Annotated in this window: 8 protein-coding genes; 7 read left to right on the top strand and 1 reads right to left on the bottom strand. The window is 73.4% G+C overall.

Translation table 11 applies throughout. The features are described from left to right. Window positions 1-80: 80 nt before the first annotated feature. The 4 genes from ESG85_RS34335 to ESG85_RS34320 all read left to right on the top strand — a co-directional run bounded on the left by ESG85_RS34335 (window position 81) and on the right by ESG85_RS34320 (window position 4,430). Window positions 81-692, top strand: coding sequence for a response regulator transcription factor (locus tag ESG85_RS34335; RefSeq protein WP_003948568.1), 612 nt, complete (start codon window positions 81-83; stop codon window positions 690-692). Window positions 693-947: 255 nt separating this feature from the next. Beyond that, on the top strand, window positions 948-1,550 hold the full coding sequence (locus ESG85_RS34330; RefSeq protein ID WP_128985087.1) for a sigma-70 family RNA polymerase sigma factor: 603 nt from the start codon (window positions 948-950) through the stop codon (window positions 1,548-1,550). A gap of 139 nt (window positions 1,551-1,689) precedes the next feature. Next, on the top strand, window positions 1,690-3,189 hold the full coding sequence (guaB, locus tag ESG85_RS34325; RefSeq protein ID WP_128985086.1) for an IMP dehydrogenase: 1,500 nt from the start codon (window positions 1,690-1,692) through the stop codon (window positions 3,187-3,189). A gap of 116 nt (window positions 3,190-3,305) precedes the next feature. Further along, the gene (locus tag ESG85_RS34320; protein WP_128985085.1) at window positions 3,306-4,430 is read left to right on the top strand and encodes a GuaB3 family IMP dehydrogenase-related protein; all 1,125 of its coding nucleotides are present in this window, start codon (window positions 3,306-3,308) and stop codon (window positions 4,428-4,430) included. A gap of 236 nt (window positions 4,431-4,666) precedes the next feature. Here the strand turns inward: ESG85_RS34320 and ESG85_RS34315 are convergent, their stop codons facing one another. Further along, window positions 4,667-5,920, bottom strand: a complete 1,254-nt coding sequence (locus tag ESG85_RS34315; protein ID WP_128985084.1) for a nucleotide sugar dehydrogenase — start codon at window positions 5,918-5,920, stop codon at window positions 4,667-4,669. 267 nt (window positions 5,921-6,187) lie between these two features. Here ESG85_RS34315 and ESG85_RS34310 point away from each other — a divergent pair, with 267 nt between their 5' ends. From ESG85_RS34310 to ESG85_RS36510, 3 genes are all read left to right on the top strand, one after another. After that, on the top strand, window positions 6,188-7,894 hold the full coding sequence (locus tag ESG85_RS34310; RefSeq protein ID WP_128985083.1) for a glycerol-3-phosphate dehydrogenase/oxidase: 1,707 nt from the start codon (window positions 6,188-6,190) through the stop codon (window positions 7,892-7,894). 407 nt (window positions 7,895-8,301) lie between these two features. After that, the gene (locus ESG85_RS34305) at window positions 8,302-10,608 is read left to right on the top strand and encodes a serine/threonine-protein kinase (RefSeq protein ID WP_425471338.1); all 2,307 of its coding nucleotides are present in this window, start codon (window positions 8,302-8,304) and stop codon (window positions 10,606-10,608) included. Window positions 10,609-10,689: 81 nt separating this feature from the next. Beyond that, window positions 10,690-12,033, top strand: a 1,344-nt coding sequence (locus ESG85_RS36510; protein WP_246095569.1) for a protein kinase, incomplete at its 3' end; no start/stop codon positions are given.

The raw sequence follows: 12,033 nt of genomic DNA, 5'->3' as shown, positions 1-12,033 counted from the left end.
AACCGCACAGGTGACGATTCGTACCAGCCCTGGAGGCTCAAGGTGACGCGCTTCAGCCGCGAGAGTTGCGGAGGTCAGGCATGACATCCGTCCTCGTCTGCGACGACTCCCCGCTTGCCCGAGAGGCCCTGCGCCGCGCGGTCGCGACCGTGCCCGGCGTCGAGCGCGTGACCACCGCGGCCAACGGGGAGGAAGTCCTCCGCCGCTGGGGTGCGGACCGCTCGGACCTGATCCTGATGGACGTACGCATGCCCGGTCTGGGCGGCGTGGAGACCGTCCGGCGGCTGCTGTCCGCCGACCCCGGCGCCCGCATCATCATGCTCACCGTCGCCGAGGACCTGGACGGCGTGGCGCTCGCCGTCGCCGCCGGCGCCCGGGGCTACCTGCACAAGGACGCCTCCCGCGCCGAGCTGCGGGCCACCGTCACCCAGGCGCTCGCCGACCCGACCTGGCGGCTCGCCCCGCGCCGGCTGCGCTCGGCCGAGATGGGCGCCGCGCCGACCCTCACCGCCCGTGAGATCCAGGTCCTCGAGGGCATGAGCCACGGCCGGTCCAACGCGGAGATCGGGCGCGAGCTCTTCCTCTCCGAGGACACCGTCAAGACCCACGCCCGGCGCCTCTTCAAGAAGCTGGGCGCCTCGGACCGGGCGCACGCCGTCGCGCTCGGATTCCGCTGGGGCCTGGTGCGCTGACCCGCGGCCGCCGGCCGCGTCCCCGTCCGCCGCGGGGCGGACGGGGTGGGCTTGTGTCACTTCCCCGCGGAATGCCGCATCCTTGAAGGCGTGGAGTTCCTCGGGGACGAGACGGACGAGTCGGACCAGCCGGCGGAGATCGAGCGGAAGGGGAGGGCGCAGGAGATGAGTCCCGGCGCACCTGCTCATAACGCTTCGGTGCACAACTACGGGCGCGGTGCCGCGAACGAGCGGGCGCCGAGGCACCATGGAGCGATGCGCGACGACGAGACCGTGGGGTCACCCGTGCCCGCCGGGCAGGGGGAGATCGGAGCACTCGTTCACCGTGCCGTCGAGGGGGACGAGCAGGCCACGCACGACCTCCTCGCGCGCGTGCATCCGCTCGCCCTGCGCTACTGCCGTACGCGGCTGAACCGGCTGCCCGGTGACGCCCGCCACTTCGTGGAGGACCTCGCCCAGGAGGTCTGCGTCGCCGTGCTCATGGCGCTGCCGCGCTACAAGGACACCGGCAGGCCCTTCGAGGCCTTCGTCTTCGCCATCGCCGGACACAAGGTCGCCGACCTCCAGCGGGCCGCCATGCGGCACCCCGGATCGACGGCCGTGCCCTCCGACGAGATGCCCGAGCGGCCCGACGACTCGCTCGGCCCCGAGGAGCGCGCGCTGCTCAGCGACGACGCCGAATGGGCCAAGAGGCTGCTCGCCAACCTCCCGGAGAACCAGCGCGAGCTCCTGGTCCTGCGGGTGGCCGTCGGCCTGACCGCCGAGGAGACCGGGCAGATGCTCGGCATGTCCCCGGGGGCGGTACGGGTCGCCCAGCACCGGGCACTGAGCCGACTGCGGGCGCTGGCCGAGCAGTAAGGGCCGGCGGCCGCGGGTGTCCCTCACGTACACGTAGGAACCTCCAAAGCTGCCGGCTGATCTTGCTCGTGGAATGAGACACCGCCGCGGGCCGTTAGCATGGACATCCGCACCGATCAAGGCCATTGGGGAAGGTGTCATGACCAACGTCGACGGAGTGCCCGAGAAATTCGCGACACTCGGGCTGACCTACGACGATGTGCTGTTGCTGCCGGGTGCATCCGAGGTGCTCCCCAACGCGGTCGACACCTCGTCCCGCATCTCCCGCAACGTCCGGGTCAACATCCCGCTGCTGTCCGCGGCGATGGACAAGGTGACCGAGTCCCGCATGGCGATCGCGATGGCCCGGCTGGGCGGCGTCGGCGTGCTGCACCGGAACCTCTCGATCGAGGACCAGGTCAACCAGGTCGACCTCGTCAAGCGTTCCGAGTCCGGCATGGTCACCGACCCCATCACCGTGCACCCGGAGGCGACGCTCGCCGAGGCGGACGCGCTCTGCGCCAAGTTCCGCATCAGCGGTGTCCCGGTCACCAGCCCGGACGGCAAGCTCCTGGGCATCGTGACCAACCGCGACATGGCCTTCGAGAGCGACCGCAGCCGTCAGGTCCGCGAGGTCATGACGCCGATGCCGCTGGTCACCGGCAAGGTCGGCATCTCCGGCGTCGACGCCATGGAGCTGCTGCGCCGCCACAAGATCGAGAAGCTGCCGCTGGTCGACGACGCGGGCGTGCTCAAGGGCCTCATCACCGTCAAGGACTTCGTCAAGGCGGAGCAGTACCCGAACGCGGCGAAGGACTCCGAGGGCCGGCTGCTCGTCGGCGCCGCCGTGGGCGCCAGCCCCGAGTCCCTGGAGCGCGCCCAGGCGCTCGCCGCGGCCGGTGTGGACTTCCTCGTCGTCGACACCTCGCACGGCCACAACAGCAACGCCCTGAGCTGGATGGCGAAGATCAAGTCGAGCGTGGACGTCGACGTGATCGGCGGCAACGTCGCCACCCGTGACGGCGCCCAGGCGATGATCGACGCCGGTGTCGACGGCATCAAGGTCGGCGTGGGCCCCGGCTCCATCTGCACCACCCGCGTGGTCGCCGGCATCGGCGTCCCGCAGATCACCGCCATCTACGAGGCCTCCCTCGCGGCCCGCTCGGCGGGCATCCCGCTGATCGGCGACGGCGGCCTGCAGTACTCCGGCGACATCGGCAAGGCGCTGGCCGCCGGTGCCGACACCGTGATGCTCGGCAGCCTCCTCGCGGGCTGTGAGGAGTCGCCCGGCGAACTGCTCTTCATCAACGGCAAGCAGTTCAAGTCGTACCGCGGCATGGGCTCGCTCGGCGCCATGCAGTCCCGCGGCCAGGGCCGGTCGTACTCCAAGGACCGCTACTTCCAGGCCGAGGTGTCGTCCGACGACAAGCTCGTCCCCGAGGGCATCGAGGGCCAGGTGCCCTACCGCGGCCCGCTCGCCAACGTGCTGCACCAGCTCGTCGGCGGCCTGCGCCAGACCATGGGCTACGTGGGCGCGGCCAGCATCGCGGAGATGGAGTCCAAGGGCCGCTTCGTCCGGATCACCGCGGCGGGCCTCAAGGAGAGCCACCCGCACGACATCCAGATGACGGTCGAGGCGCCGAACTACAGCCGGAAGTAGCTTCCGGTCACACAGCGCGACCCACGGGGGCGGTTCCGGCATGTGGCCGGAGCCGCCCCCGCGGCGTGTGTCGGGGATACTGGTAGGCGCAGACACAGAGGGAAAGGCCACACAACGTGACTGAGATCGAGATCGGGCGCGGCAAGCGCGGCCGCAGGGCGTACGCGTTCGACGACATCGCCGTCGTACCGAGCCGGCGCACCCGGGACCCGAAGGAGGTCTCGATCGCCTGGCAGATCGACGCCTACCGCTTCGAGCTGCCGTTCCTGGCCGCCCCCATGGACTCCGTCGTCTCGCCGCAGACCGCCATCCGCATCGGCGAGCTCGGCGGCCTCGGCGTGCTGAACCTCGAGGGCCTGTGGACCCGCTACGAGGACCCGCAGCCGCTGCTCGACGAGATCGCCGAGCTGGACGAGGCCACCGCGACCCGCCGTCTGCAGGAGATCTACGCCGCTCCGATCAAGGAAGAGCTGATCGGTCAGCGCATCAAGGAGGTGCGCGACTCGGGTGTGGTCACCGCCGCCGCGCTCTCCCCGCAGCGCACCGCGCAGTTCTCCAAGGCCGTCGTCGACGCCGGCGTGGACATCTTCGTGATCCGCGGCACCACCGTCTCCGCCGAGCACGTCTCCGGCGCCGCCGAGCCGCTGAACCTCAAGCAGTTCATCTACGAGCTCGACGTCCCCGTCATCGTCGGCGGCTGCGCCACCTACACCGCGGCCCTGCACCTGATGCGCACCGGCGCCGCGGGCGTCCTGGTCGGCTTCGGCGGCGGCGCCGCGCACACCACGCGCAACGTGCTCGGCATCCAGGTCCCGATGGCCACCGCCGTCGCCGACGTGGCCGCGGCCCGCCGCGACTACATGGACGAGTCCGGCGGCCGCTACGTGCACGTGATCGCCGACGGCGGCGTGGGCTGGTCCGGCGACCTGCCGAAGGCCATCGCCTGCGGCGCGGACGCGGTCATGATGGGCTCCCCGCTGGCCCGCGCCACGGACGCGCCCGGCAAGGGCCACCACTGGGGCATGGAGGCCGTCCACGAGGACGTGCCGCGCGGCAAGCTGGTCGACCTCGGCATGGTCGGCACCACCGAGGAGATCCTCGCGGGCCCGTCCCACACGCCCGACGGCTCGATGAACTTCTTCGGCGCCCTGCGCCGCGCGATGGCCACCACGGGCTATAGCGAGCTCAAGGAGTTCCAGCGCGTCGAGGTCACGGTCGCCGAGTCCGAGCACAAGCGCTGACCCGCGGCCGTACGCACGCGAGAGGGCCCCGCACCGGGTGGTGCGGGGCCCTCTCGCATGTGCTTCTCGGGTGGTGAGCGGCCGCCCCACACACACAAGAGGGGCGGACACTCCGTGCACCGTCCAGGAGCCGGTCGCATGGCCTGTGCGGTGGGCTCCGCCTGTTTCGTGCGGTACCGGACGGGGCCTGGCCCCCCACGGTTTCCCGAGGTGCGGGCGCGGGCGCGCGCCCCTCGTCACAACCGGTGCGCCGCTCCCGTCGGGGTCGCTCCCCGGGTGTCGAGGAGGAGCTGGGCCTTCACCGACAGGCCCTGGAGGTCGTACGTGCGGTGGTGCTGGAGCAGGATCGTCAGGTCGGCGTGGGCGGCGGCCTCGTAGAGGGAGTCGGCGCGCGGGACGGGCAGGTCGCGCACGCGCCAGTCGGTGACGTACGGGTCGTGGTAGCTGACGGCCGCGCCCAGGTCCATCAGGCGGCGGGCGATCTCGTCGGCGGGTGAGCCCTGCCGGTCGGCGAGGTCCGGCTTGTACGTGATGCCGAGCAGCAGGACCCGTGCGCCGCGCGCGGACTTGCCGTGCTCGTTGAGGAGGGTGGCGCTGCGCTGCACCACGTAAGGGGGCATCCGCTCGTTGACCTGGCCGGCGAGTTCGACCAGCCGCAGCGGGCCGTGCCCGGGCAGCCGTTCGACGGGCACGCCGTGGCCGCCGACGCCGGGCCCCGGCCGGAAGGCCTGGAAGCCGAAGGGCTTGGTCTCGGCGCAGCGGATGACGTCCCAGAGGTCGACGCCGAGTTCGTGGCAGAGCACCGCCATCTCGTTGACCAGGGCGATGTTGACGTGCCGGAAGTTGGTCTCCAGGAGCTTGACCGTCTCGGCCTCGCGCGGCCCGCGGGCGCGGACCACCTTGTCGGTGAGCCGCCCGTAGAAGGCGGCGGCGGACTCGGTGCAGGCGGGCGTGAGGCCGCCGATCACCTTCGGCGCGGCGGCGAGCCCGCGCGCCCCGCCGTGGACGCGGCTGCCGGGGTCGAGGCGGCCGGGCGAGTACGCGAGGTGGAAGTCGCGTCCGGCGCGCAGTCCTGAACCCGTCTCGAGGAGTTCGCGCAGCGGGCCCTCGGTGGTGCCCGGCGGCACCGGGGACTCCAGGAGGACGGTGGTGTGGGGGCGCAGCCGGGCGGCGAGGGCGCGGGCGGCGTCGGTGACGGCGGTGAGGTCGAGGGTGCCGTCGGGCCCCGGCGGGGTGGGCGCGCAGACGACGACGGTGCGGACGCGCCCGAGTTCGGCCGGGTCGGTCGCGGGCCGGAAACCGGACGCGAGCATCCGGCGGATCTCGGCGGCGGTGAGGGAGCCGTCGACGGGGGGGCGACCGGCGGCGAGTTCGGCGACGGCGCGGGGATCGGTGTCGTAGCCGACGGTGGCGACGCCGGCCGCTGTGGCTGCTTGGGCGAGGGGGAGTCCGTGGTGGCCGAGGCCGATGACGGCGAGATCAGCGGGCATGGAGGGTGGGCCGTCCTTCCCAGTAGCCGGAGGGGACGCGACGCGCAAGCCCTGTGGACCGGGAGAGGCCGACGCAATGTCAGACTAAGAGTAAATATGACCGTTCTGCGGCATTGTGAGGCCGAAGGTCGCGGAGTGTTATCCACAGGGTGGGGGAGGGGCGGTGGCTGAAGTCGGGGCGGCGGGACAGAATCGGGACTGTGAGCCGGACCACACGGGCCCGGCTCGCGTGTGCGGGACATCCGGGGGACGACGGGAGGCAGAACCGTGAGGACAGCGACACTGGGACCCGCCGAGCGCGCCGAGGCGCTGACGGCGATGGCCGAGCACGAACTGGACGTCCTCGTCGTGGGCGCCGGAGTCGTCGGCGCGGGCACCGCACTGGACGCCGTCACCAGAGGCCTCTCCACCGGACTCGTCGAGGCCCGCGACTGGGCCTCCGGCACGTCCAGCCGGTCGAGCAAGCTGATCCACGGCGGCCTGCGCTATCTGGAGATGCTCGACTTCGCCCTCGTCCGCGAGGCCCTGAAGGAGCGCGGCCTGCTCCTCGAACGGCTCGCACCCCACCTCGTCAAACCCGTCCCGTTCCTCTACCCCCTGCAGCACAAGGGCTGGGAGCGGCTGTACGCGGGCTCCGGCGTCGCGCTGTACGACGCGATGTCCGTCTCCTCCGGCCACGGCCGCGGACTGCCCGTCCACCGCCACCTCAGCCGCGGCCGCGCCCTGCGCGTCGCCCCCTGCCTGCGCAAGGACGCCCTCGTCGGCGCCCTGCAGTACTACGACGCCCAGATGGACGACGCACGCTTCGTCACCACCCTCGTCCGCACCGCCGCGAGCTACGGCGCCCGGGTCGCCGGCCGTGCCCGGGTCGTCGGCTTCCTGCGCGAGGGCGAGCGCGTGGTCGGCGCCCGCGTCCGGGACGTCGAGACCGGCGGCGAGTACGAGATCAGGGCCCGTCAGATCGTCAACGCCACCGGCGTGTGGACCGACGACACCCAGGCGCTCATCGGCGAGCGCGGGCAGTTCCACGTCCGCGCCTCCAAGGGCATCCACCTCGTCGTGCCCAAGGACCGCATCCACTCCACCACCGGACTCATCCTGCGCACCGAGAAGTCCGTGCTGTTCGTCATCCCCTGGGGCCGCCACTGGATCATCGGGACCACCGACACCGACTGGGACCTCGACAAGGCCCACCCGGCCGCCTCCAGCGCCGACATCGACTACCTGCTCGACCGCGTCAACAGCGTGCTCTCCACCCCGCTCACCCGCGACGACGTCGAGGGCGTCTACGCGGGCCTGCGGCCCCTGCTGGCGGGCGAGTCCGACGCCACCAGCAAGCTCTCCCGCGAACACACCGTCGCCCACCCGGTGCCCGGCCTGGTCGTCGTCGCCGGCGGCAAGTACACGACCTACCGCGTCATGGCCAAGGACGCCGTGGACGAGGCGGTCCACGCCCTCGACAAGCGCGTCGCCGCCTGCGTCACCGAGGACACCCCGCTGCTCGGCGCCGAGGGCTACCGGGCGCTGTGGAACGCGCGCGCCGGGATCGCCGCGCGCACCGGACTCCACGTGGCCCGCGTCGAGCATCTGCTCAACCGTTACGGCTCCCTGACGGAGGAGGTCCTCGACCTCGTCGCCGCCGACCCGGCGCTCGGCAGACCCCTGCCCGCCGCCGAGGACTACCTGAAGGCCGAGATCGTCTACGCCGCCTCGCACGAGGGCGCCCGCCACCTCGACGACGTCCTGACCCGGCGCACCAGGATCTCCATCGAGACCTTCGACCGGGGCACCCTGAGCGCCCGTGAGTGCGCCGAACTCATGGCACCGGTCCTCGGCTGGGACGCCCGGCAGATCGACAAGGAGGTCGAGCACTACGAGAAGCGGGTCGAGGCGGAACGCGAATCGCAGCGCCAGCCCGACGACCTGACGGCCGACGCGGCGCGGCTCGGCGCGCCTGACATCGTGCCGATCTGACCCGATCAGGGCACCTCTGGGGGATGTCCGACGTTCTCGGAGTGCGGACCCGGGGGAGTCAGCGGTCCCGGAGTGAGGGACAATGAGCTCTCTTCCAGGGCGGGTTGCCGCGACGAGCGGGAGCGCCGGACGCGGGCGAGAAACAGGGATCGCAGAGGGGACGCATGTCGGAGGCGGAGCAGTCGCGGGACTCGGGGCAGGACCCCCGGCGGGACTCCGCCGCGGGCGCAGCCATCGACGGCGACCGGGGTGCGGTTCCGGCCGCGCGCAAGGCGGAGCGGGACCAGGACGCGACGGCGTCGAAGGACACGAAGGCGACCGGGGACGCCAAGGCGGCCGCGGCCGCTGACGGACGGTCGGCCGCGGAACCGGAGGACGCCCGGCCCACGGACACGCCCACCAGCGTCATGGGCAGCCGGCCGGCCGCACCGGACCCGAAGGCCACGGCCACGGCCATGGCGGCGGCCACGGCGGCGGCCACGGCGGCCGGCACGTCGGCCGATCCGGCCGGCGGCACAGAGGACGCGGGCGACGGGACCGCCGACGCGGTCACCGCCGGCCCCGCATCGGCCAGGACCCCGGTGGGCCTGGCCAAGAGCGGCGGGTCGGCGGGCACCGGCGCGGACGCGGCGAAGCCCGCCAAGGCCCCGGTGGGCCTGGCCAAGAGCAGTGCATCCACCGGCGCATCCACCGGCGCATCCACCGGCGGAGGCGCGGGCAGCGCCGCCGCGGCCGCCAAGGCGCCCGCCGAGCCGGCGAAGAGCAGCAGGTCCACCGACGGGGCGGCCCCGGCGGCCGGATTCGGCGCCGACGCCACCGGAACCGGCGCCCGCGCCGGCCGTACCGACACCACGTCCGCCGAAGGACGGCTGCTCGCCGGGCGCTACCGGCTCGGCGTCGTCCTCGGCCGCGGCGGCATGGGCACCGTCTGGCGCGCCGTCGACGAGACGCTCGGCCGGACCGTCGCCGTCAAGGAGCTCCGCTTCCCCAACAGCATCGACGAGGACGAGAAGCGACGCCTCGTCACCCGGACCCTGCGCGAGGCCAAGGCCATCGCCCGGATCCGCAACAACGGCGCCGTGACCGTCTACGACGTCGTCCAGGAGGACGACCGGCCGTGGATCGTCATGGAGCTCATCGAGGGCAAGTCCCTCGCCGACGCCGTGCGCGAGGACGGCACGCTCACCCCGCGGCGCGCCGCCGAGGTCGGCCTCGCCATCCTCGACGTGCTGCGCTCCGCCCACCGCGAGGGCATCCTGCACCGCGACGTGAAGCCGTCCAACGTACTGATCGCCGAGGACGGGCGGGCCGTCCTCACCGACTTCGGCATCGCCCAGGTCGAGGGCGACCCCTCGATCACCTCCACGGGCATGCTCGTCGGCGCGCCCTCGTACATCTCGCCCGAGCGGGCCCGCGGCCACAAGCCCGGCCCCGCCGCCGACCTGTGGTCGCTCGGCGGACTGCTCTACGCCGCCGTCGAGGGCAGCCCGCCCTACGACAAGGGCTCCGCGATCGCCACGCTCACCGCGGTGATGACCGAGCCCGTGGACCCGCCGAAGAACGCGGGCCCCGAGCTGGAGAAGGTCATCTACGGCCTGCTCGCCAAGGACCCCGCCCAGCGACTCGACGACGCGGGCGCCCGCGCCCTGCTGCGCGCCGTGCTCGACGCGCCCGAGAAGCGGCCGGAGCCCTCGCCCGAGGCGACCCGGGTCGTGCCGCTGCCCCCGCCGCCCGAGCGCCCGCCGGTCGGTCCCGCCGCCCCGGCAAGGCCCGCGAAGCCCGCCGACGCGGCCGCCGAGCGGATGCGCGGCGCCCTGAAGTCCGTGCGCAACGCCACCGCGGCCCGGCCCGAGCCCCGGCGCCCGGCCGCCGGAGCGGGCACGCCCGACCGGCCCGCCGCGCCCAAGGCGTCGCTCACCGACGTCGTGCCGCGCCGCACCCTGATCATCATCGCCGCGGTCGTGCTCGTCGCGCTGCTCGGCACCATCCTGTACGTGGCCCTCGGCGGCGGTCAGGAAGGCTCCGACCAGGGCAAGGGCGGGAACACCGCCGGCACCACCGCCTCCGCCGGCAGCGCGTCTGGCGGCGCCGACGGCCAGGGCACCGACCAGTCGCCGAGCGACCCCGACCAGCAGGGCAGCGGCGGCAAGCCCGCGGACAACGGCGGCCGGACCGGCACCACGCCGTCCGGAACGCCCGGCGGCGACCAGGACGGCGCCGACGGCAACGGCAACGGCGGCGACGGGGCCAAGCTGCCCCCGGGCTACGTGATGGTGACCAACGGCCGGTTCCACTTCTCGATGGCGATGCCGGCCTCCTTCCGGATGACCGCCATAGCGGGCGCGAACTCCGGGGGCATCTTCAACGCGTCCAAGGGCGCGTTCCCGCGCGTCCAGGTCGACTACAACGACAGCCCGAAGGACGACGCGGCCGCCGCCTGGAGCGCCGCCATGGCCGGCGTCGCCGCCTCCAGCAACGGCTACAAGCACATCGGCATCAGCCCGGTCTCGTACAAGGGCTACCCGACCGTCGCGGACTGGGAGTTCGAGCGCAATCAGGGCGGCCAGCGGATCCGGATACTCAACCGCGGCTTCAAGGTCGACGCCACGCACGGCTACTCGATCATGATCAGCTGCCGTGCCGACGCGTGGGACGCGACGGAGTGCAAGACGCTGCGGGACACCGCGTTCGCCACGTTCAGCCCCAAGGACTGACGGGCGGGACGTATCGTGAGAAGCCCCGCCCGACACCGTGAGGGCGGGGCACGGGGGACGGCAGGCGCGTGGGGAGGCGTCGTGGACGACTACGCCGGAAGGGTGCTCGCGGACCGCTACCGCCTGCCCCTGCCGCCGCCGGACGCGTACGAACTCGTCGAGACGCGCGCGTTCGACACCTACAGCGGCCAGGAAGTGCGCATCCGGCAGGTGCCGCTGCCCGAGGTCGTCGACGCCGAACTCCTCGACGGCCGGCCCCCCGCGGACCAGGGCCGCGCCACCCGCCGGCCGGCCGACCCGACGGTCCGCCGCGCCGTGGAGGCGGCCCAGGCCGCCGCCCGCATCCCCGACCACCCGCGCCTCGACCAGGTCTTCGACGTGTTCGCGGAGGCCGGATCGCTGTGGATAGTCAGTGAGTTCGTGGCCGCCACGCCACTGTCCGAGCTCCTGCTCGACGGCCCGCTCACCCCCTACCGGGCCGCCGAGATCGGCGCCGACCTGCTCACCGCCCTGCGCGCCCTCCACGCCCACGGCTGGACCCACCGCAACGTCACCGCACGCACCGTCCTCGTCTGCGACGACGGCCGCGTCGTCCTCACCGGCCTCGCCGCGGGCGCCGCGGAGGAGGCCCTCTGCGGCTACGCACCGGTCCCGGAGGCCGACGGGTTCCCGTACGCCGAGGTGCCGAGGCAGCCGGAGCGGTACGGGACGCCGGACGACGTCCACGAGGCGGAGACGTACGACGAGGACGCGGACGAGGACGGGGAGTTCGGCGAGTTCGGCGAAGACGGTGCCTACGGCGAGGCCGGACAGTCGGAGCCGTACGCTTCCCGCCGTGACGACCACCAGGGCAGCGGGCTCCCTCTGACGGGCGGTCACTCCCGCGGTGCCCTCCTGCCGCGCGCCCGCGAGGAAGAGCCGTATCCGGACGAGACCTACCTGGACGAGACGGCCGACGACGAGGCCTACCTGGACGGCACCCACGCGCGCGGCGGTGAGCGCGACGGGCGCGGGTCGGGCGCGTACGGCTCGGCGGAGTACGGGTACGGGTACGGGTACGGCGAGGGTGATGCCGACGCCGACGGCTCCGACGCCGACGGATACGGCTCCGACGCCTACGGCCACTACGGCGACGGCCACGATGACGACGGCCTCCACACGGACGCCACCGACACGCACGTCACCGACACGGATGCCCTCGACGTGGACGGGCCCGATGGCGAGGGGCCCGATGGCGAGGGGCCCGATGGCGACGGGCCCGGCGCGGCCGGCCGCGCCACCGGTTACGGCCCGTACGGCGGTACGCCGTACGGCCCCGGGCGCGGAGGCCCGCCCAAGCTGTCCGCCGTGCCCAGCGCGCCCGTCGTGCCCCTGCCCGCCGTCCCGCCCGCCGCCGACCCGCGCGCGGCCCGGGCCGGTGCCATC

Origin of the sequence: Streptomyces roseicoloratus, assembly GCF_004117935.1 — a bacterium.
Lineage (GTDB): Bacteria > Actinomycetota > Actinomycetes > Streptomycetales > Streptomycetaceae > Streptomyces > Streptomyces roseicoloratus.
This window is presented reverse-complemented; position numbering and strand designations above follow the sequence as displayed.

What these genes read in the sequence shown, in the direction of transcription:
- ESG85_RS34335 (WP_003948568.1), top strand. Translation starts at nt 81, where the DNA reads ATGACATCCGTCCTCGTCTGCGACGACTCCCCGCTTGCCCGAGAGGCC.
- ESG85_RS34330 (WP_128985087.1), top strand. Translation starts at nt 948, where the DNA reads ATGCGCGACGACGAGACCGTGGGGTCACCCGTGCCCGCCGGGCAGGGG.
- guaB (WP_128985086.1), top strand. Translation starts at nt 1,690, where the DNA reads ATGACCAACGTCGACGGAGTGCCCGAGAAATTCGCGACACTCGGGCTG.
- ESG85_RS34315 (WP_128985084.1), bottom strand. Translation starts at nt 5,920, where the DNA reads ATGCCCGCTGATCTCGCCGTCATCGGCCTCGGCCACCACGGACTCCCC.
- ESG85_RS34305 (WP_425471338.1), top strand. Translation starts at nt 8,302, where the DNA reads ATGGGCAGCCGGCCGGCCGCACCGGACCCGAAGGCCACGGCCACGGCC.